Origin of the sequence: Amycolatopsis minnesotensis, from assembly GCF_039529815.1 — a bacterium.
GTDB lineage: Bacteria > Actinomycetota > Actinomycetes > Mycobacteriales > Pseudonocardiaceae > Amycolatopsis > Amycolatopsis minnesotensis.
Genome location: NZ_BAAANN010000021.1, coordinates 132,355 through 151,191, shown reverse-complemented (window position 1 = coordinate 151,191; position 18,837 = coordinate 132,355). Strand labels below are relative to the sequence as shown.

The following is an 18,837-nucleotide window of genomic DNA, read 5'->3' as shown; positions in this document are numbered from 1 at the left end:
GTGCGTGATCCGTGCGCGGCCCGTGACCGGGCTCGCCGATGCTGGCCGTACCGACAGCGAACGGAGTTTCAGCATGGGGAACCTGACCGGCAGGACCGCACTGGTGACCGGGGCGTCACGCGGGATCGGGCGCGCGATCGCCGTCCGGCTCGCCGCCGACGGCGCCCGCGTGGCGGTGCACTACGGGCACGACGAGGCCGCGGCGAAGGAGACCGTCGAACTGGCGGGCGGCGGCGCGTTCGCGATCGGGGCCGAGTTCGGCCCCGACAGCGCGGTCGACGAGCTTTTCGGCGCACTGGAAGAACACCTCGCCGGGAAGCCGCTCGACATCCTGGTGAACAACGCCGCCGCGGGTCCCGACGGCTCGATGGAGGACACCACCCCGGCACAGTTCGACCGGCTCTTCGCGATCAACGTGAAGGCGCCTTTCTTCGTCACCCGCCGGGCCCTGCCCCTGCTGCGCGACGGTGGCCGCGTGATCACCCTGTCCTCGGCGTGCACGCGGATCGCGACCCCGCACCAGACCTCGTTCGCGATGTCGAAGGCCGCGATCGAGGTGCTGGGCATGACGCTCGCCAATGCGGTGGGAGCGCGCGGGATCACCATCAACACGGTGCTGCCGGGCGCCACCGACACCGAAGTCAACTCAGCACTGCTCGCCACCCCCGGTGTCACGGAACAGATCGCCTCGATGACGGCGCTCGGCCGGGTCGGCGCGGCGGACGACATCGCGGACGCGGTCGCGTTCCTCTCCTCCGATGACGCGCGCTGGATCACCGGCCAGGTGCTCGACGTCAGCGGCGGCATGTACCTCGGGCCACGATGAGCAGCAGCACGGCCGGGATCACCGCGGCGAGCGTCAGCAGGGTGATCAGCAAGGCCGACTGCGCGGGCGGCAGGTGGTCGAGGTAGCGGGTGTGGATGAGTACGTGCGCAACCGAAAACACCAGATAGGTCACCAACGCGGCACGTACCAGCCCGGGTTCCCCGCACACCGCCGCGGTGGCCAGCAGTACCGCGAGCGCGAGGTTCATCGCGCCGAAGTCGAGGAGGAGGTGTTCGTTGTAGGGCAGGTGCATGTGCACCCACGCCAGTGCGAAGAAGGATCGCGGGGCGAACAGGATCCAGCCGCCCAGCACGGCTTGGGTGGCGGTCAGGAAGCTGAGTCCCGCCAGCACGGCGGTGTTCGTTTTCGTGGTCACCCCCTTGGGACAGCACAGCTCGCCGGTTCGTGACAGTCGTGCGCGTTACGCTCGCCGAAAGGGCTTGCACCTGACGCGACGTCAGTTCATAGCCTCGGTTCCGCCGTCGCACCCGCGGCGGCCCGAAGGGTCGGAGGGGCACGGGTGAACGAGGGGTTCAAGGTCGGCGAGCTGGCGAAGTCCGCGGGCCTGACGGTGCGGACGCTGCACCACTGGGACACGATCGGGCTGCTCAGCCCATCGTCGAGGACGTCGGCCGGGCACCGGCTCTACGGCGACGCGGACGTCCGGCGGCTGTACCAGGTCGTCGCACTGCGCGGCCTCGGCCTGCCCCTGGAGCAGATCGGCGCGATCCTCGACGGCGAACCGGATTCGCTCGGCGACATCCTCGCCGGGCACCTGGCCAGGATCGAGGCGCGGATGACCGGGTTGCGCGCGCTTCACAGCTCGGTCACCGCGCTGCTGGCCAGGGTGGGCACCGGTGCTCCCCCGACGACTTCGGATCTGCTGGAACTGGTCGACGAGGTGTCGAAGATGAGTGAAACCTTCCAGGACTACTTCTCCCCGGAGCAGGTCGCCGCGCTCGAACAGCGGCGTGACCGGCTCGGCGCGGACTACTTCGACAACGTGCGAGCCGAATGGGGTGCGCTGATCCCGCGGGTCCAGTCCGAAATGGACGCCGGGACCGAGCCGGCGGCGCCGGAGGTGCGCGCGCTCGCGAAGCGCTGGATGGAACTGTTGGCGGCGTTCGACAACGGCGACAGCGGCCTGCGCGAGGCGAACTTCCGCATGCGCGCCGAAAACGCGGAAGAGATCGCACGGGCGGGCGGACCGTCGCCGGAGATGATCGAGTACGTCCGGCGCGCGAACCAGGCCTGACCGCAGGGAGCGGCGGGCGCGATACCCGCCGCTCCCGGATCAGCGCGAGGTCACGGCATCCGTTTTCGCCGCCTTGAGCGACGCGTGCGTCGGGCCATCGGGCACGTGCACCGGGCGTTTCGCGTCGAGTTCCTCGCGCAGCACCGGAACGACCTCTTCGCCGAGCAGGTCGAGCTGCTCCAGCACGGTCTTGAGCGGCAGGCCGGCGTGGTCGACGAGGAACAGCTGGCGCTGGTAGTCGCCGAAGTGCTCGCGGAAGGTCAGCGTCTTGTCGACGACCTCCTGCGGGCTGCCGACCGAAAGCGGGGTCTGCTCGGTGAACGACTCCAACGAGGGCCCGTGCCCGTACACCGGCGCGTTGTCGAAGTACGGCCGGAACTCCCGCAGCGCGTCCTGCGAGTTGCGGCGCAGGAACACCTGCCCGCCGAGGCCGACGATCGCCTGGTCCGCCGTGCCGTGCCCGTAGTGCTCGAACCGCTCGCGGTAGAGGTCCACGAGCGCGATGAAGTGCTCCTTCGGCCAGAAGATGTGGTTCGCGAAGAACCCGTCGCCGTAGTAGGCGGCCTGCTCGGCGATCTCGGGACTGCGGATCGAACCGTGCCAGACGAACGGCGGCACCCCGTCGAGCGGACGCGGGGTCGAGGTGAACCCCTGCAGCGGCGTGCGGAAGCGGCCTTCCCAGTCGACCACGTCCTCGCGCCACAACCGGTGCAGCAGGTGGTAGTTCTCGATCGCCAGCGGGATGCCCTGCCGGATGTCCTGGCCGAACCACGGGTACACCGGCGCCGTGTTGCCCCTGCCCATCATCAGGTCCACCCTGCCGTCGGCGAGGTGCTGGAGCATCGCGAAGTCCTCGGCGATCTTCACCGGGTCGTTCGTGGTGATCAGCGTCGTCGAGGTGGACAGGATGAGCTTCTCCGTCCGGGCCGCGACGTATCCGAGCATCGTCGTCGGCGACGACGGCACGAACGGCGGGTTGTGGTGCTCCCCGCTCGCGAACACGTCGAGGCCGACTTCCTCGGCCTTGCGCGCGATCGTCACCATCGCCTTGATGCGCTCGTGCTCGGACGGCGTCGCACCCGTCGTGGGGTCGGGCGTGACGTCCCCGACCGTGAAGATCCCGAACTGCATCTCGGCCTCCCGCCCTGGTCAGTTCTGCCCATGCAGCTTACTTGAGCGTTCAACTACACGGAGGGCCGGGCTATTCCGGCCCGGCGGTCAGGTACTACCGGCGAGTAACCGGGTGTGGTAGGAATTCGGTCGGTGCATCTCCACGGTGCGGCCGTACAGTCGGCCGGTTCCGCCGCAGTGGCGGAACGACCCGGTGCGATTCCGGGACCATGCGGTCAGACCCCGCCCGAAGGCCCGGACGACCCGGGCCGTTTCGGGCCGTCGTCACCGCTGGGTTGGGAGAAGCATGTTCACCGGTCGGATCAGGGAAACGGGCGTCGTCGAAGAGGCCGCGGGCGAGTCCGTGCGGATCATCGCGCCGAAGAGCGCGGGCTCGCTGGAACCAGGCGGGTCGGTGTGCGTCAACGGCGTGCGGCTCACCGTGCGGGACCTCGATGACCGCTCGTTCCGCGCCACCGTCACCGCCGAAACGCGGCGGCGATCCACTTTCGACACCGTCGATGGCGGGGTCCGCGTCAACCTCGAAACCCCGCTCCGGCTCGGTGACGTGCTCGACGGTCATCTCGTCCAGGGTTACGTGGACGCCGTCGGCAAGGTGGTCAGGGTGGACGCCGAAGGCAGCGGCCTCCGCGTGTGGATCCGGCCGCCGGAACGGATACTGGGCCACCTCGTCGGCAAGGCGCCGATCGCCGTCGACGGCGTGAGCGTCACCGTCGCCGAAGTGCTGCGCGACCGGTTCTCGATCGTGGTGCTGCCCGTGACCGCCGCCGCGACGGCGCTCGGCACGCTCGCGCCGGGTGATCGCGTGAACCTCGAAGCCGATCTCGTCGCCAGGCTGGTGGCGCGCCGGGGCGCCGCCGGGGGCCGCGACGTGGAAGCGGTGGTCACCGGGCTGCACTGGGCCGGGCACGTGTCGGGCAGGGCGGGCGTCGGCAAGGCGGTGCGCCAGCTCGCGGCTGGCGGCGGGGTCGTCGTCTGGGACCCGGCGACCGAAGGCGAGGCGGACGTGGTGTTCGCGGGCGCGAGGCTCAAACCGGACGCGTTCCGGTTCCTGCTCACCGCGGTGTGCGGCCTGCCCGCGGTTCCGTGCGCGCCGGAGGTGCTCGACCGGCTCGGCATCGACCCGATCCCCGGGGACGGCGACCGGCACGGCACCGCGTTCTGCGTCCCCGTCGACCTGGCGTCCGCGGAGGGCACCGGGGTGTCGGCGGCCGAACGCGCGGCGACCGTGCGCCGGATGGCCGACCCCGCCGCGGTTCCCGGTGACTTCCTGCGCCCCGGCCACATCTCACCGCTGCGGGCGCGGGCCGGGCTGCTCGCCGAACGCCAGGGGCATACCGAAGCGACCGTCGCGCTGTGCGTCGCGGCGGTGCTGCCTCCGGTCGGCGTGTGCTGCGAACTGATGAACCACGACGGGACGATGGCGGGCGCCGCCGACGCCGAGGTGGCCGCGGTTCGCTGGGGCATGCCGCTCGTCGATCTCGCCGACCTTCGAGAGTGGTTGTGACAGCGGGAAATTCGCTGTCCACAGTGGATTCAGTGGCGCGAGTGGTGCTGGTACCAGTCCTGCCACTGGTTGATCGCCGACTCGATGGCCTTCTGCCAGTCCTCGGCGGGGTCGCGCGGCGCCGGTTTCGGCGCCGGCGGCTTCGCCGTGGTGACCGGCGTCTGCTTCTTGGGCGGCGGTTTGGGCGTCGACGGCTTCGGCTTCGCCGGTTCCGGGGGCGGCTGAACCGGCGCCGACGGTGGTGGTGGTGGCGGTGGCGGCGGTGTCCATGTCGGGTACGACGTCGAAGGCGAAGTCGACGACGTGCTCGACGGCACGACCGGGGCAGCGGGGCCGATCTCGGCCGCGGGTTTCTCGGCGGCGTCGGTGGGCAGGAGCACCACGAGCGTGCCGATCAAGCCGAGCGCGACCGCGCCACCGACCGCCGCGAAGGCCGCCGCGCGCTTTCCGTTGGTCCGTTCGGGTGGTGCCGATTCCCCGGCGCCGTCCGCGTTCCCCAAGCTGCCGCTGAGCGCATCCATCGCGGAAGTGGTCTCCGCCGCGCTCCCCTGCCCCGGGACGCCCCCCGCGCCAGTGGCCACGTCGAGGGCGCCGAGGAACAGCGGACGGGTCTCGAGCACGGCTTCTTCGGGTGTCACCACTCCGGGGGCTGCCTCTTCGGGTGCCGCGTGCCGTGCCCGGCGCGCCATCCGCCACCTCCGTAGAGTCTGCCGCCTTCGCCGGCGAGAAGACCACCGGACCTCGGGGGAGGATACGCCCTGCGGACCGCGCCGTGAACCCATCGGGTGAATCCATCACATTGCGCTACCGCACTTGAATCTCGCGACTCTGCTTCGAACTCCTTTTACCACGATGTCGATCCGGGGCTCCCAGGTTCGACGTGTCAGTAGCAGGAAGGGAGAAGGTCATGTCGCACCCGCTCGGCCCGCTGGCCCACAACCTGACCGCGTACGCCATCTACGCCACCGCGCAGGCGGAGATGCGGCGCGCCTACGCCCTGATCGACCGCGGCGACTACCTCGCCGCGGCACGCGAAATCGATTCGGCCGCGCACGCCGCCGAGGTGCTCGCGCACGCCACCGAAGAACTCGACACCCGCCGCAGCGCGCGATGGCTCACCGTGACCGCGGCCAGGAGACGGTTCGCCGAGCAGGCCCGGCTCCGTGCCGGTACCGCGCTCGCCGCCTGACCGGCACTGGCTAGGCTTCTCCGCGGATACCCGGCCACACCAGCGAAACGGACCTCGATGCCCCTGTCCACCGGCACCAGGCTGCGGATGGCCGCCAGGCAGGCGCTCACCCGCGCGCTCGACCAGATCCCGCAGGAAGCGGTGCACCGAGTCCGCCAGCGCTACGCCGACTCGGACGGGCCGTCACGCCGCGCGCTGGCGCCCGCGGCGGCGGTGCTGCGGCATCGTTCACTCGCGCCGCGTGCCGACATCACCGTCCCCGGCGATCCCGAACTGCGCTTCGTCGCCGTCGAATCGCGCTTGACCCGGCTGCTCTACTGGTACGGCGAATCCGGATACGAGCCGGGCGAAACCCGGTGGTGGCGACGCCTGTGCGGGCAGGCGGAACGCGTGGTCGAACTCGGCGCCAACATCGGCTTCTACACGGTGATCGGCGCACACGCGGCGCCGAACGCCCGCTACCTCGCGGTGGAAGCGAACCCGGAGTCGGCCGCGATCCTGCGGGACAACCTCGCGCTGAACGGCCTTTCCCACGTGACCGTCGTGAACGCGGCCGCGGTCGGTGACGACGACGCCGGCGGCACCACCGAACTCGCACTGCCGGACCAGGAGCGCTACGCCGCGCCCACCGGCGCCTACCTCGCCGCGGGCACCGAGGGCATCGCCGGGCGCCCTGCCGCCCGCACGGTCACGGTGCCCACGGTGTCCGCCTCGGCGCTGCTGGCGGACGCCGATCTCGTCAAGCTCGACATCGAGGGCATGGAGTCCGAGGTGCTCACCGCCGCGTGGCCGTCGATCACGGCCGCCCGTCCCGTCCTCGTCGTCGAGGTGCTCAAACGCGTCCCACGGCTGCGCCAGGTGATCCGGGACCTGCACGGCCTCGGATACCTGGCGTTCGCGATCGGCGAGCGGTCGCTGCACCTGCTGGAGAAACGGGACCTGGACAGCGAAGCACCGCTCCCCCGGTTCGGCAGCCGCGACGTCGTGCTGGTGCCGTCCGAAAAAGCCGGACTGCTCTAGGACCTCAGGCCGCGCTGAGCGCCGTGCGCCACGCCGTCCGTTCGGCCACGAAGCGGCGCAGCGTGCGCGCCTCGCGGGGCAGGTTCCAGGTCACCGCGCCGACGACGCGGCCGTCCGCGCCGTAGAGCGCCGCGAACCGTCCCGCCGCCGGTTCTCCCGCCACGACCGCGAAATCCAGTTCCGCACCGGTGACGCCGTAGGCCTGGACCTTGACGTCGTACTGGTCGGTCCAGAAGTACGCCAGCGGGCGGTACGGGGTCCGGTCGCCGAGCAGGCTCTTCGCCGCGGCCCTGCCCTGTTCGGTGGCGTTCATCCGGTGCTCGACGCGCACCCTGCCCAGTTCCGGGTCGCGCCACGAGGCCACATCGCCCGCCGCGACCACGCCGTCGGCCGCCACGCAGAACTCGTCGCACTCGATCCCATCACCGAGGGCGAGGCCGCTGCCGTCGAGCCAGCCCACCGCGGGGACGGACCCGATCGCCACCAGCACGACGTCGGCGGGGATCCGCGAGCCGTCGTCCAGCTCGACGTGGGTGACGCGCCCGTGCGCACCCGTCAGCCCCGAGACGCCGGTCCCGCAGCGGACCCGCACCCCGTGCCCGGTGTGCAGGTCCGCCAGCAGCCCGCCGATCTCGGCGCCGAACTGGCGGATCATGGGCGCGGCCAACGGATCCACCACGGTCACCTCCCTGCCGAGCCCGCGCGCCACGGCCGCGACCTCGGCACCGAGGAATCCGGCTCCGACGACCACCACGGACGTCGCGGCCAGCAGCGCCGCCCGCAACGCCATCGCGTCGTCGAGGGTGCGCAGGACGTGGACACCGGCCAGCTCGTGCCCGTCCCGCAGACGGCGCGGGGTCACCCCGGTGGCGAGCACGACACCGTCGCAGCCGAGTACGCGGCCGTCGGAGAGGGTCAGCTTCCTGGTACCGGCGTCGAGCCCCGTCGCGGAGGTCCCGAGCAGCCAATCGATCCCGAGCCCGCTCAGCGCATCGGGCTGTCGCAAGGCGGTTTTGCCGGGTTCCCAGGTGCCCTGGAGCACCTGTTTGGACAGTGGCGGCCGGTCGTACGGCGCGTGCGGTTCGTCGCCGACGACCGTGATCGGTCCACTGTGGCCTTCGTGGCGCAGCGTCTCCGCGGCGGTGAGACCCGCCGCGGAGGCGCCGACGACCACTATCCCGGCGTTCACGGCTCCGACAGCTCGATCGCGAGCGCGGGGCAGATCCTCGCTGCCTCGCGGACGTCCTCTTCGGACCCCGCCGGCACGTCCTCGGTCAGCAGCACCACGATCCCGTCGGAGTCGCGCTGGTCGAACACCTCCGGCGCGGCCAGCACGCACTGGCCCGCTCCGACACACCTGTCCTGATCCACGATGACCTTCATCGCCGTCCTCCCTTCACCACGTGACCGGCAGCTCGTGCACCCCGTACACGGCCATGTCGTCCTTGAACCTCAGCTCCCCCAGCGGTTTCGCGAGCGCGAGCGTCGGGATCCGGTGGTACAGCGTGCCGTAGGCGACCTGCAGCTCGACCCGCGCCAGCGGCTGGCCGAGGCACTGGTGCACGCCGTAGCCGAACGCGACGTGGTGGCGCGCCTTCCGGTGGATGTCGAGCACGTCCGCGTCGGGGAACGCTGAATCGTCGCGGTTCGCCATGTCGTTGGCGGCGATGACCCCCTCGCCCCTGCGGATGAGCTGCCCGCCGACCTCGACGTCTTCCAGTGCGACCCTGCGCCGTCCGGAATGCGCGATGTTCAAGTACCGCAACAGCTCTTCGACCGCGTTCGCCAGCAGCTTCGCGTCACCGCGTTCGCCTGCCGCGCGCATTTCGGCCAGCTGGGACGGGTTTTCGAGCAGCGCGACGGTACCGAGCGCGATCATGTTGGCGGTGGTCTCGTGCCCGGCGACGAGCAGGACCTGCCCCATTCCCGCGATCTCGTGCCGAGTCATCCGCCCGGTCGCGAGTTGCTCGGCGGCGAGCTTGCTCAGCACGTCGTCCCCCGGCTCGGTCAGCTTCCGCTCGGTCAGCTCGCCGAAGTAGTCGAGCAGTTCCTTGGTCGCAGCGAGGGATTCGGCGGCGGTTGAGGTGCGCGAGATGAGCGTCTTGCTGATCCGGTGGAACAACGCGCGATCGGCGTAGGGCACGCCGAGCAGCTCGCAGATCACCAACGACGGCAGCGGGAGCGCGAACGCCTGGACCAAGTCGGCCGGTTTCGGCCCCGCCAGCATCTCGTCGATGAGGCCGTCGACGATGCCCTGGATCTTCGGGCGCAGCGCCTCCATCTTCTTGACCATGAAGTCCGGGGTCAGCAGCCTGCGCTGGGCGGCGTGGGCAGCGCCGTCCATGGTGATGAACGACTTGGTCACGCCGCTGCGCGCGGCACGGCCCTCGGTCACGTGCGGGTAGCCGGGCAGGTCGCTGTCCGCGCTGAACCTGGGGTCCGCCAGCAGCGCGCGCACGTCGTCGTACCGGGTCACCACCCACGGCGTGCTGCCGTCCCACAGCTCGACCCTGGTCACGGGTTCGTCGTGCTGGATCCTCGCCAGCTCTGGCGGCGGGTCGAACGGGCAGCGGCCGCGGGTCATGGGGAAGGCGGGAACGCCCGGCAGGGTTTCCGTCATCGGAGCCTCCTCTACGGAGAGTTACCAAACGACTGTTCGGATACTTACTGAACATATGTTAGGCAAGTCTGTTGACGCTTGTCGTCCCGGCGAGGCCAAGCTCACCCCGTCGGCCTAGTCCCATTGGGACAAAAGGGAAAAATCCTCAGTCGAAGACGAGTGACACGAGCTCGTCGACGAACGGGATCAGCCGCCTGCGCCCCATCTCGCTCGGACTGCTGTGCAACAGCGCCACCCGCCCGTGCACCCCGACGAAGACCACCACGGCCGCCCGATCACTCGGCACCCGAAGCTTGTGACCCGCTTCGTCGCACCGCGCCAGCCCTTCGGCCACCGTGTCGATCACGTCCACCATCGGGCCTTCCGGCCGCGCCTCGGAGCTCGGCCGCGCGGCGGCGCTGCTGAGCATGATGCGATAGTGGCCAGGATTGTCGACCGCGAACGCGCAGTACGCGTACAGCTGTGCGCGCACCCTGCCGACGACGTCTTCGGGGTCCATCCGCGCGTCGGCTTCGGCCATCAGCTCCCGGAGCCGCGCGAACTCGTGCCTCATCAAACCGGTCACCAGCGCGTTCCGGTCGGTGAAGTGCTGGTAGATGCTCGCGGGCGCGATCCCGACGGCCCGTGCCACGCCGCGGATCGTGAGCCCGTCCTCGCCACCGAGCTCGGACAGCAGCCTGCTCGCCGCGTCGAGGATCTCCCCGCGCAGGCGATCGCCCTCGCCCCAGCGGTTGCGGGTGCGATGGGGGGCTTTGTCCTCCTCGTCCGGCACGGGGACCATTCTTACCTCCTCAGTGGACACCCGGGACAGCGACCGGCGGCGTCACCGCCTGCCGTCCGCCTGAATGGTGCGCAATCCGGTGAGCAGGACTTCCAGTGCGCAGGCGAAGTCGCCGGCGGGAGTCGCCCCCGCCGCGAGCCGCTCCCGCATACCGCGCGCCATCAGCGGGAACGGGAAGCCGTCCTGCGAGAACAGTGCCCGCTCGGCCGTTTCGTCCGGTCTCGTCTGGGCTTCGACGGCCCTGCCGAGCACGAAGTGCACCAGCACCCCGGCGGCCCGGGTGGCGTAGGCGAGCGAGAACCCGGCATCGGCGTGCAGCACCTCGACCGCGCGTTCGGCAAGGTCTCCCAGTGACCGCGCGACGCGGAGGTCGGCGCCGAGCGCCACGCGCGCGCCGTCCCGGTGGCCGAGCAGCACGGCGTGCAACGCGGACGCCGCGTCCTCGAGCCAGCGCACCCACGGCACCCGCCCCGCCGGGGGCAGCGCCGCGGTCACCGGGGCGACGATCACGTTCGTCATGTGATCGAGCAGTGCCCGCTTGCCGGTGAAGTGCCAGTACAACGCGGGGGCCTTCACCCCGAGCTCCGACGCGAGCCTGCGCACGGTGAGCTTGTCGAGCCCTTCCTCGTCCAAGAGCCGCAACGCGACGCGCACCGCGTCGGCCACCTCGATCGGCATGATCCCTCCGTTCCGCGATTGACACCTTAACGCGTTAAGCGCATCCTTGTCCTTAACTAGTTAAGGAGAGTGTATGGACACGGATGTCATCGTTGTCGGCGCGGGCCCGGTCGGGCTGTTCCTCGCGGCCGAACTGGAGCTGACGGGGGCGCGCACGATCGTGCTCGAACGGCTCAGCAACCCGGCCGGGGAGACCAAGGCACGCGGGATCGGCGTACTCGCCGGCGAGATGCTCACCCGCCGCGGCCTCGGCGCGCGGATCGCCGAGGCGCACGCGCGCGGGCTCGAGGACTTCGCGCGTGATCACGGGAGCCCGCTCGGGCACTTCGCCGCGATCCACAAGCTCGATCCAGGGCTGACGGCGGAACCGGACCGGCGCTACACCTACATCTGGCAGCCGGAGCTGACCAGCGTGCTCGCCGCGCACGCGGCGGAGCTGGGCGTCTCCGTCCACACCGGACACGAGGTCACCCGGTTCGAGTCCGATGTGGACGGAGTGACGGTGCACGCGGGTGCGCGCCGGTTCCGCGCCGGGTACCTGGTCGGCTGCGACGGTGGCCGCAGCTCGGTGCGCAAGCTGGCCGGGTTCGACTTCCCCGGCACCCCCGCGCTGCTGCGCACCGTCGCCGGGCGCGCCCGGCTCGACGGGGAAGTACCCGCGACCGGGCGGTACGACACGGGCACCTTCATGCACGGCGGCGGCACGGCCGTCGGCATGGTCGGCACCGGCGAGCTGGACGCCGCCGCCCCCGCCCTCGACGGCCCGGTGACCGCCGACGACATGGCGGCGAGCGTCCGGCGCGTCACCGGCGCCGACGTGTCGATCACCGAGCTGCACGACGTCCGCGTGTTCGCCGACCGCGCGCGCCAGGCGTCCACCTACCGCATCGGCAGGGTGCTGCTGGCCGGGGACGCCGCGCACATCCACTCTCCCAGCGGCGGGCAGGGCCTCAACCTCGGGCTGATGGACGCGGCGAACCTCGGCTGGAAGCTCGCGGCCGTGGTCAAGGGAGAGCGGCCGGAAGCACTGCTCGACACCTACACCACCGAACGGCACCCCGCGGGCGAGGCGGTGCTGCGCAACACCAGGGCCCAGTCCGCGCTGCTGGCACCGGGCCCGCACGTCGACGCACTGCGCGAAATCGTCGCTGAGCTGATGGACCTCCCCGAGGCGAACCGGTACTTCTCCGAACTGCTCTCCGCGGTGAACCTGCGCTACGACTTGCCCTACCCCGCCGAGGGCGAGCTGACCGGACGCCACTGCCCCGATCTCGAACTGGTCGGCGACGACGGGCGCGCTTCGCGGCTGAGCGAGCACACGCGCACCGGCCGCGGGCTGCTCCTGCTGCCGCCACCGGTCCGCGACCTGGCCGCACTCGCCCCCGGCCTGGTCGACGTCCTGCCGGTCGCGAAGACCAGCCGGGACGACGCGGGCGCACTGCTGCTCCGCCCGGACGGTGTGGTCGCCTGGTCCGGCTCGGACCGGGAGACCCTGCGCCGCGCACTGGAAACCTGGTTCGGAAAAACGTCTCCCGGCGCGATGTAGAGAACCCCTTGCCGACTCCGACCTCTTCGCGAACACCCACCGAACGAGGAGATCCGATGGCCGACAAGACCGCAGGGCGCCGGGCCTGGCTGGGGCTCGCCGTGCTCGTACTGCCCACGCTGGTCGTGGCGCTCGACATGAACGCGCTGTTCCTCGCACTGCCGAAACTCAGCGCCGACCTCGGCGCCGGCGGTACCGAGCAGCTCTGGATCAGCGACAGCTACGGCTTCCTGATGGCCGGGTTCGTGATCACGATGGGTACGCTCGGCGACCGGATCGGCAGGCGGAAGCTGCTGCTCACCGGGAGCGCGGCGTTCATCGCCACCTCGGTCGTCGCGGCCTACGCGGGCACGCCGGAGATGCTGATCGCCGCGCGCGTGCTGATGGGGGTCGCGGGCGCGACCCTGATGCCTTCGACGCTCGCGCTGATCAGCACCCTGTTCCGCGACGACCGGGAGCGCGGCAAGGCGATCTCGGTCTGGGCGACCTGCCAGTTCGCCGGTGCCGCGTTCAGCCCGGTCTTCGGCGGCTTCCTGCTCCAGCACTTCTGGTGGGGCTCGGTGTTCCTGATCGCGGTGCCGGTCATGGTGCTGCTGCTGGTGACGGGCCCGTTCCTGCTGCCGGAGCACCGCGACCCGGCCGCGCGCCGGATCGACATCGTCAGCGTCGCGCTGTCACTCGCCGCCGTGCTCCCCGCGGTCTACGGCATCAAGCGGCTCGCCGCGGACGGCGGTGACACGCTGTTCGCCGTGCTGTCGATCGTCGTCGGCGTCGCGTTCGGGATCGTGTTCGCCCGCCGCCAGCTCTCGCTCGCCGACCCGCTGATCGACCTGCGGCTGCTCCGCGACCGCCGGCTCACCGCCGTGCTCGGGACGCTGCTGCTCGCCGGGATCGCGATGGCCGGTGTCGGGTTCCTCGTCACCCAGTACCTGCAGAGCGTGCTCGGGTTCTCGCCGACCGAGTCGGCGATCGTGTTCGCCCCGATGGGCCTCGCCGTCGCGATCGGCACCATGATCGCCCCCGCGCTCACGAACCGGGTCCGCCCCGGCACCGCGATCGCCTCGGGCCTCGTCGTGTCCGCACTCGGCGGTGTGCTGCTCACCCAGGCGGACCGCGGCCTGTCGTTCGTGATCGCGGGCATCGCGGTCCTCGCGCTGGGCACCGGGCCGCTGTTCGCGCTCGGGACCGGGCTCGTCATCGGCTCCGCGCCGGTCGACCGCGCCGGATCCGCGGCTTCGATGTCGGAAACCGCGAACTTCTTCGGCGGCGCGCTGGGCGTGGCGGTGCTCGGTGCCGTCGCGGCCGGGATCTACCGCGGGCGGATGGGCGGGGCGGCCGGGGCGGCGCGGGAAACCCTCGCCGGGGCCGTCCACGTGGCGGCATCGTTGCCCGGAACGCGCGGGGCGGAACTGGTGACCGCCGCGAAGGGCGCGTTGACCAGCGGGCTCACCGCGGGTGCGGTGGTCGCGGCGTCGGTGTTCGCGGTGGGCGCGGTACTGGTGAGCACGCTGCACCGGGAACGCCGGACCGCGCCGGAACCCGTCGCGGCCTGAGCGCCCACCGCGCCGGAAGGGCACGCTCCGCACCGGAGCGCGCCCTTCCGGCGCACCGACGAGGCCAAGACCGGAATCGAACCGGCGTATACCGCTTTGCAGGCGGGTCCCTCACCACTCGGGCACTTGGCCGTGAATTACTGAATCGCACGCGAAAATGACATGGGAAAGACAGTGACGGCGACAAAAAGAAAACCGCCCTGCCGGAGGCAACTCCGTCGGGCGGCTCGAACGCGGCACGGTCAGTGCGCGGTCACGGCGAGCCACCGTGGCGACAACGACAACAGGAAGCCCCGCGCACGCGGTCCCTGCTGGCCATCGTCATCATCGGTGCCTTTCCGAACTGTCTTTTCCGTTAATCGCCGGACGCCGTTCAGCTTGCCCCAGAATTCGGCGTCCGTCAACCGCGTTCAGCATTCGGGACCGAGGCGTCCTCAGGTGCCGCGCAACTCCGCGACCACCGGCGCGAATTCCGTCAGGAATTCGCCGTTGACCGAGAAGTAGGAGACCCCGAGCTCCTCGCGCCAGCGCCGGATCCGGTGCGCCGCTTCGGCAGGAGTGCCCCGCAGCACGGTCACCGCGCCCGTCGCGGCGAGTTCGTCGACGCTCACCCCGGTGTACCGCTCGACCTGCGGTGCGGGCGCGTCCCCCACCGCGATCAGGTTCATCGCCAGCTCGACCTCGTCGGCGCGCCGACCGGCCGCGGCACCGAACCGGTCCACAACGGACAGTGCTTCGACCTTCGTGGTCTTCGGTCCCCAGGCGAGCGTGACCACATCGGCCTCCCGCGCGGCGAGCTCGATCATCTTCGGGCCCGACGCGGCGAGCAGCAGCCGCGGCCGGTCGGCGTCCTGTTTGATCTCCTCGATCAGTTCCGCCAGCCCCGCCAGCCGGCTCCCCGCACTCCCGAATTCCCTGCCGAGGGATGCCGTGTGCCCGGCGGCGTGCGGCCTGCCGGTGCCGAGGCCGAGTTCGAACCTGCCGCCGGAGAGCCGGTGCAACGTCCGCGCCTGCCAGGCGAGCTGGCGGTGGTCCCGGAACGGCTCGGCGAGCACGAACGTGCCGAACCGGAGCCGTTCGGTCGTCGCGGCGACCGCCGCGAGCGCGGTCAGCGGGTCGTGGCCGGACACCGGGTCGGGGGTGACCAGCGTGTCGAACCCGAACTCCTCGGCCTGCTTGGCGATCCCGGTCAGTGCGGCGAGATCAGCCGCGTGGCCCGCGACGACGCCGAAGCGGAAGGGACGGTCGGTCATGGTCGCACTCCTAGGTCGCGGGCTGGTCCGGATCGGACGGCGTCCCGCCGGAACACCCCGGCGATGGCCAGCGCGCCGGTCGCCGCCAGCACGGCGAGCGCGGCGGCGGAGAGCACGGTTTCCCACCAGGACGCGGCGAACGGCGAAACACCGGTCAGCGATTCGACGCCGATCACGGCTGTCAGCACGATGTCGGCGGCGACGGCGGTCCACACGAGACGGACGCGCTTCGCCTCGTCCCAGCCGGTGAACCGCAGCAGCCAGGCCAGTCCCGGCAGGACGAGGATCGCGTGCATCGCGACCGCGTGCACGGGTTTCAGCGCACCCGCCGTGGTGTAGGCGAGTTGCGGGTCGCCGCCACGGGCCTCGACCACGCCGGTGGCGATCATGGCGGCACCGGCTCCCAGCGCGACGAGGAGGACGGCGAACCCGAACCGGAGTGCGATGCGCATGCTCCGCGGCGCGGCACTGGCGCGCAGCGCGGCGCCGGTGAAGCTCAGCGCGGTGACGATGATGACCCCACCGCCGCCTGCCAGCGTCATCGAGACCGTGGTGTCGAACGGGGTCTCGAAGTTGAAGTGCGACGGCACGCCCCGCCACGCCTGCACGCTGACCAGCGCGGTCTCCGCCACGCAGGCCAGCGCGAACACGCCGAGCAGCACCTTCCGCACCCCGGCGCGGACCTGGACGAACGAGGTCGCCCACGCCACGGACGCCAGTGTCAGGCCGAAGGACAACCCGAAGGTGGCCGCCTTGCGCAGGGAAACCGGTCCCTGCCATGACCCGCCGGTCGCGACCAGCACGACGACGTGCGCCATGCCGCTGAGCATCAACGCCGCGCCCACCGCGTGGGCGAGGCGTTCGATCGGCCTGCCCTCGGTCCAGCTGCGGCACAGCGCGTCGCCTACCGGCTGGAGCTTGTTCGTCATGCCCCGAATTCTCGGCTGGCGCGACGGGCCGGACAACGTGCTGGAGGCGGCTTCCCGGGATACGTAACCCGACGTACGGTTCAATGACCACTGTGGACCTGCTCCGACATCTCCGGCTGTTCGTGACCGTCGCCGAGGAAGCGCATTTCGGGCGCGCCGCCGACCGGCTCGGCATGACGCAGCCGCCGGTGTCGCAGGGCGTCCAGCGACTCGAACAGCGGCTCGGCGTGGTGCTGCTCAGCAGGGGCGCCGGCGGTGTGCACCTCACCCCGGCAGGCACCGAGCTGCTGCCGAGGGCCCGCGCGCTGCTCGAGGACGCGCAACGGTTCTCCGACGACGCCGAACGCCACCGGGAAAACCGCGGCGCGCTGCGGATCGGGGTGGTGCCGCAGCTCTGCGACCGGCAGGTCGCCGCGATCGTGGCGGCGGCGCGCGGCAGCGGCGGCTCACGGGTGGTCATCGCGAGCACCGCGCCCACCGGCGAGCTCGTGGACGCGGTCACCGCGGGCCAGCTCGACTGCGCGCTCGTGCACCACCCGGCGCTGATCACCGCGCTCGACTGCGGCGAAGTGCTGAAGGTGCCCCGGTGGTTCCTGGTGCCCGAAGACCATCCCAGCGCGACCGCGGCGGCGCCCGCGGTGCGGTCGCTGCGCGGGCTGCCGATCGCGACCGTCCCCCGCTCGCACGGCACCGCCGCGTTCGACCTCTTCGTCGACACCGTGCACGCCAAGGGGCTCGATCCCGAGTTCCTGCCCGCCCCGACCGAGCGCGACACGGTGGCCGCCGTCGCCGCGGGGCGCGCCGCCGGGCTCACCACCGATCCCCGGCTCGACGCACCGGGTGTCGCGGTCGTGACGATGCCCGGTGACGATTTCGCGTTGCGGCTGCGGCTCGTGTGGCGGGCACCCGGCCCGCCCTCCGACGTCCGCGACGCGGTCGAATCGGCGCTCGGATCATGACCTCGGTCGAAGACCGCGTACGTGGCGTCCTGTCCGACGCGGGCGCGCACGGCTGGGTGCACGCGAAGTCGATCACGCCGACCGGGTCGCGCGAAGTCTGCCTCGGCGCCGACGAACTCGTGGTCACCGCCTCGGTGTACAAGCTTCCGCTGTTCGTCGCCCTGTGCCGCCGGTTCGACGCCGGGCTCGTCGATCCACAAGGGACGGTCAAGATCGTCCCGTCGGCGTGCACACCGGGGCCGACCGGCCTTTCGGTGTTCCGCGATCCCGTCACGCTCTCGTGGCGCGACCTGGCCACTTCGATGATGACGGTGTCGGACAACGCCGCCGCCGACGTGGTGCTCGGCGAGGTCGGGCTCGAAGCCCTCGGCCGGACGCTCCAGGATCTCGGGCTGACCAGCACCAGGGTCGTCGGCGGCACCGCGGACTCCTACGACGACCTGGTCCGCGACACCGGCGCGTCGGACGCCGCCGAAGCCTTCGCGGTACTCGCGGACAACGACGCGGCGAAGACGGTCAGCGCGTACGACCCGTCCTACGCCAGCGCCACCACGCCCCGCGACATGACCAGGCTCATGGAGCTGATCTGGACCGACGCGGCCGCTTCGGCGGAGCAGTGCGCGTTCATCCGGCACGTGCTGAACCACCAGGCGTGGTTCCACCGCATCCGGGCCGGGTTCCCCTACGGCAACGTCGTCGTCGGCGGGAAGACCGGCACCATCGGCGCGGTGCGCAACGAGGCAGCGGTCGTGCAGTTCGAGGGCGAGGCACCGGTCGCGGTCGCGGTGTTCACCTTCGCCGCGCGCACCGACCCCGCGGTGCCGAAGGTGGACGCCGCGATCGCGGAATGCGCGCGCATCGCCGTCACCGACCTCCGCACCGGCCGCCGGTGACGAGTCTCCTGGCGCCGCGATGCCCCGAAAGACGCTCCTATCGGAGTCAAGGCGGGGCCGGTCGCGTATGCCCCGACGGCCTCCTTCAGGGCATCGACATCACGGCCGGGTTCGCCGGGTGATCTGGTGCGACCTTTCCCAGCCACCCCGCATCCGGTCACGCAGTGTGCTCAGCGCACGGCTCGGGCTGGTCGCGATCAACACCGCCACCGGCAAGTCGCTGGTCCACCGGCAGGACGAGCGGTTCCCGATGCTGTCCACGTCGAAGGCCTACGCCGCGGCGGCCCTCCTGCACGAACACCCGCTCAGCACCGGCTACTTCGACGAGGTGATCAAGTTCGGCCAGGCGGACATCCTGCCCGACTCTCCGGTGACCTCGACCAGGGGCGCCACCGGCATGACCGTCGCCGAACTGTGCGACGCCGCCATCACCAGGAGCGACGACACGGCGGGCAACCAGATCCTGAAGCTGCTCGGCGACCCCGGCGCGCTGACGAAGTTCGCGCGCTCGATCGGTGACCCGGCTCGACCGCTGGGAACCCGATCTCAACACCGCGATCCCCGGCGACGAGCGCGACACCACGACGCCTGCCGCATACGCGAACGCCTACCGCGCGTTCGTGCTGGCGGCGCCGGAACGGGACCGGCTGAAAAGAGGAAGCGCTGATCGCCGACGCCGCGAAGGCCGTCGCCACCT

20 protein-coding genes and 1 tRNA gene are annotated in these 18,837 nt (G+C 71.3%); 10 read left to right on the top strand and 11 right to left on the bottom strand.

Annotated elements, in window-relative coordinates; translation table 11 throughout:
• Nucleotides 1–73: 73 nt before the first annotated feature.
• Nucleotides 74–826, top strand: coding sequence for an SDR family NAD(P)-dependent oxidoreductase (locus ABD256_RS25720; RefSeq protein WP_344423971.1), 753 nt, complete (start codon nt 74–76; stop codon nt 824–826).
• Here ABD256_RS25720 and ABD256_RS25715 read toward each other — a convergent pair.
• Complete coding sequence (locus tag ABD256_RS25715) at nt 795–1,202, bottom strand: hypothetical protein (protein WP_344423968.1); 408 nt, start codon at nt 1,200–1,202, stop codon at nt 795–797. The genes ABD256_RS25720 and ABD256_RS25715 overlap by 32 nt on opposite strands.
• Before the next feature lie 144 nt (nt 1,203–1,346).
• Here ABD256_RS25715 and ABD256_RS25710 point away from each other — a divergent pair, with 144 nt between their 5' ends.
• The gene (locus ABD256_RS25710; RefSeq protein WP_344423965.1) at nt 1,347–2,081 is read left to right on the top strand and encodes a MerR family transcriptional regulator; all 735 of its coding nucleotides are present in this window, start codon (nt 1,347–1,349) and stop codon (nt 2,079–2,081) included.
• Nucleotides 2,082–2,120: 39 nt separating this feature from the next.
• Here ABD256_RS25710 and ABD256_RS25705 read toward each other — a convergent pair whose 3' ends face one another.
• Nucleotides 2,121–3,212 (bottom strand): LLM class flavin-dependent oxidoreductase, encoded by a 1,092-nt coding sequence (locus ABD256_RS25705; RefSeq protein WP_344423962.1) that lies wholly within the window; start codon nt 3,210–3,212, stop codon nt 2,121–2,123.
• A 286-nt stretch (nt 3,213–3,498) separates the two neighbouring features.
• Between ABD256_RS25705 and ABD256_RS25700 the strand changes: the two genes are divergently transcribed.
• Complete coding sequence (locus tag ABD256_RS25700; RefSeq protein ID WP_344423959.1) at nt 3,499–4,719, top strand: riboflavin synthase; 1,221 nt, start codon at nt 3,499–3,501, stop codon at nt 4,717–4,719.
• 29 nt (nt 4,720–4,748) lie between these two features.
• Here ABD256_RS25700 and ABD256_RS25695 read toward each other — a convergent pair whose 3' ends face one another.
• A complete protein-coding gene (locus ABD256_RS25695) occupies nt 4,749–5,408 on the bottom strand; it encodes a hypothetical protein (RefSeq protein WP_344423956.1) in 660 nt (219 codons plus the stop codon).
• Between the two features lie 218 nt (nt 5,409–5,626).
• Here ABD256_RS25695 and ABD256_RS25690 point away from each other — a divergent pair, with 218 nt between their 5' ends.
• A complete protein-coding gene (locus ABD256_RS25690; RefSeq protein ID WP_344423953.1) occupies nt 5,627–5,908 on the top strand; it encodes a hypothetical protein in 282 nt (93 codons plus the stop codon).
• A gap of 57 nt (nt 5,909–5,965) precedes the next feature.
• Nucleotides 5,966–6,928: an FkbM family methyltransferase gene (locus ABD256_RS25685; protein ID WP_344423950.1), complete on the top strand. Its 963-nt coding sequence runs from the start codon at nt 5,966–5,968 to the stop codon at nt 6,926–6,928.
• Between the two features lie 4 nt (nt 6,929–6,932).
• On the opposite strand, the gene ABD256_RS25680 is transcribed toward ABD256_RS25685, so the two are convergent.
• The 5 genes from ABD256_RS25680 to ABD256_RS25660 all read right to left on the bottom strand — a co-directional run bounded on the left by ABD256_RS25680 (nt 6,933) and on the right by ABD256_RS25660 (nt 11,007).
• Nucleotides 6,933–8,117, bottom strand: coding sequence for an NAD(P)/FAD-dependent oxidoreductase (locus ABD256_RS25680; RefSeq protein WP_344423947.1), 1,185 nt, complete (start codon nt 8,115–8,117; stop codon nt 6,933–6,935).
• The gene (locus tag ABD256_RS25675) at nt 8,114–8,311 is read right to left on the bottom strand and encodes a ferredoxin (RefSeq protein WP_344423944.1); all 198 of its coding nucleotides are present in this window, start codon (nt 8,309–8,311) and stop codon (nt 8,114–8,116) included. Before ABD256_RS25675 ends, ABD256_RS25680 begins: the two co-directional genes overlap by 4 nt.
• Before the next feature lie 13 nt (nt 8,312–8,324).
• Nucleotides 8,325–9,548, bottom strand: coding sequence for a cytochrome P450 (locus ABD256_RS25670; RefSeq protein WP_344423941.1), 1,224 nt, complete (start codon nt 9,546–9,548; stop codon nt 8,325–8,327).
• A 145-nt stretch (nt 9,549–9,693) separates the two neighbouring features.
• Entirely contained in the window at nt 9,694–10,329 is a 636-nt protein-coding gene (locus ABD256_RS25665) for a TetR/AcrR family transcriptional regulator (RefSeq protein ID WP_344423938.1), read from the bottom strand.
• Nucleotides 10,330–10,371: 42 nt separating this feature from the next.
• The gene (locus ABD256_RS25660; protein ID WP_344423935.1) at nt 10,372–11,007 is read right to left on the bottom strand and encodes a TetR family transcriptional regulator; all 636 of its coding nucleotides are present in this window, start codon (nt 11,005–11,007) and stop codon (nt 10,372–10,374) included.
• Between the two features lie 73 nt (nt 11,008–11,080).
• Here ABD256_RS25660 and ABD256_RS25655 point away from each other — a divergent pair, with 73 nt between their 5' ends.
• The gene (locus ABD256_RS25655) at nt 11,081–12,553 is read left to right on the top strand and encodes an FAD-dependent oxidoreductase (RefSeq protein WP_344423932.1); all 1,473 of its coding nucleotides are present in this window, start codon (nt 11,081–11,083) and stop codon (nt 12,551–12,553) included.
• A gap of 56 nt (nt 12,554–12,609) precedes the next feature.
• Nucleotides 12,610–14,106 carry an MFS transporter gene (locus tag ABD256_RS25650; RefSeq protein WP_344423929.1) on the top strand — a complete coding sequence of 499 codons (1,497 nt, stop codon included), beginning with the start codon at nt 12,610–12,612 and terminating at the stop codon, nt 14,104–14,106.
• A 61-nt stretch (nt 14,107–14,167) separates the two neighbouring features.
• Here the strand turns inward: ABD256_RS25650 and ABD256_RS25645 are convergent.
• The 3 genes from ABD256_RS25645 to ABD256_RS25635 all read right to left on the bottom strand — a co-directional run bounded on the left by ABD256_RS25645 (nt 14,168) and on the right by ABD256_RS25635 (nt 16,288).
• Nucleotides 14,168–14,238: transfer RNA gene (locus tag ABD256_RS25645), tRNA-Cys, on the bottom strand.
• A 302-nt stretch (nt 14,239–14,540) separates the two neighbouring features.
• Nucleotides 14,541–15,359: an LLM class flavin-dependent oxidoreductase gene (locus tag ABD256_RS25640; protein ID WP_344423926.1), complete on the bottom strand. Its 819-nt coding sequence runs from the start codon at nt 15,357–15,359 to the stop codon at nt 14,541–14,543.
• Complete coding sequence (locus ABD256_RS25635) at nt 15,356–16,288, bottom strand: hypothetical protein (RefSeq protein ID WP_344423924.1); 933 nt, start codon at nt 16,286–16,288, stop codon at nt 15,356–15,358. Before ABD256_RS25635 ends, ABD256_RS25640 begins: the two co-directional genes overlap by 4 nt.
• A gap of 92 nt (nt 16,289–16,380) precedes the next feature.
• On the opposite strand from ABD256_RS25635, the gene ABD256_RS25630 reads away from it, so the two are divergent.
• The 3 genes from ABD256_RS25630 to ABD256_RS25620 all read left to right on the top strand — a co-directional run bounded on the left by ABD256_RS25630 (nt 16,381) and on the right by ABD256_RS25620 (nt 18,807).
• Nucleotides 16,381–17,247 carry a LysR family transcriptional regulator gene (locus ABD256_RS25630; protein ID WP_344423921.1) on the top strand — a complete coding sequence of 289 codons (867 nt, stop codon included), beginning with the start codon at nt 16,381–16,383 and terminating at the stop codon, nt 17,245–17,247.
• Nucleotides 17,244–18,140: a serine hydrolase gene (locus tag ABD256_RS25625; protein ID WP_344423918.1), complete on the top strand. Its 897-nt coding sequence runs from the start codon at nt 17,244–17,246 to the stop codon at nt 18,138–18,140. Before ABD256_RS25630 ends, ABD256_RS25625 begins: the two co-directional genes overlap by 4 nt.
• A 166-nt stretch (nt 18,141–18,306) precedes the next feature.
• Nucleotides 18,307–18,807, top strand: coding sequence for a serine hydrolase (locus tag ABD256_RS25620; protein WP_344423915.1), 501 nt, complete (start codon nt 18,307–18,309; stop codon nt 18,805–18,807).
• Nucleotides 18,808–18,837 lie beyond the last annotated feature (30 nt).

Bases quoted from the DNA above. Each gene is read 5' to 3' on its own strand.
- ABD256_RS25625 (WP_344423918.1), top strand. From the start codon at position 17,244: ATGACCTCGGTCGAAGACCGCGTACGTGGCGTCCTGTCCGACGCGGGC.
- ABD256_RS25685 (WP_344423950.1), top strand. From the start codon at position 5,966: ATGCCCCTGTCCACCGGCACCAGGCTGCGGATGGCCGCCAGGCAGGCG.
- ABD256_RS25700 (WP_344423959.1), top strand. From the start codon at position 3,499: ATGTTCACCGGTCGGATCAGGGAAACGGGCGTCGTCGAAGAGGCCGCG.
- ABD256_RS25670 (WP_344423941.1), bottom strand. From the start codon at position 9,548: ATGACGGAAACCCTGCCGGGCGTTCCCGCCTTCCCCATGACCCGCGGC.
- ABD256_RS25650 (WP_344423929.1), top strand. From the start codon at position 12,610: ATGGCCGACAAGACCGCAGGGCGCCGGGCCTGGCTGGGGCTCGCCGTG.
- ABD256_RS25665 (WP_344423938.1), bottom strand. From the start codon at position 10,329: ATGGTCCCCGTGCCGGACGAGGAGGACAAAGCCCCCCATCGCACCCGC.
- ABD256_RS25635 (WP_344423924.1), bottom strand. From the start codon at position 16,288: ATGACGAACAAGCTCCAGCCGGTAGGCGACGCGCTGTGCCGCAGCTGG.
- ABD256_RS25640 (WP_344423926.1), bottom strand. From the start codon at position 15,359: ATGACCGACCGTCCCTTCCGCTTCGGCGTCGTCGCGGGCCACGCGGCT.
- ABD256_RS25705 (WP_344423962.1), bottom strand. From the start codon at position 3,212: ATGCAGTTCGGGATCTTCACGGTCGGGGACGTCACGCCCGACCCCACG.
- ABD256_RS25675 (WP_344423944.1), bottom strand. From the start codon at position 8,311: ATGAAGGTCATCGTGGATCAGGACAGGTGTGTCGGAGCGGGCCAGTGC.
- ABD256_RS25695 (WP_344423956.1), bottom strand. From the start codon at position 5,408: ATGGCGCGCCGGGCACGGCACGCGGCACCCGAAGAGGCAGCCCCCGGA.
- ABD256_RS25655 (WP_344423932.1), top strand. From the start codon at position 11,081: ATGGACACGGATGTCATCGTTGTCGGCGCGGGCCCGGTCGGGCTGTTC.
- ABD256_RS25660 (WP_344423935.1), bottom strand. From the start codon at position 11,007: ATGCCGATCGAGGTGGCCGACGCGGTGCGCGTCGCGTTGCGGCTCTTG.
- ABD256_RS25720 (WP_344423971.1), top strand. From the start codon at position 74: ATGGGGAACCTGACCGGCAGGACCGCACTGGTGACCGGGGCGTCACGC.
- ABD256_RS25690 (WP_344423953.1), top strand. From the start codon at position 5,627: ATGTCGCACCCGCTCGGCCCGCTGGCCCACAACCTGACCGCGTACGCC.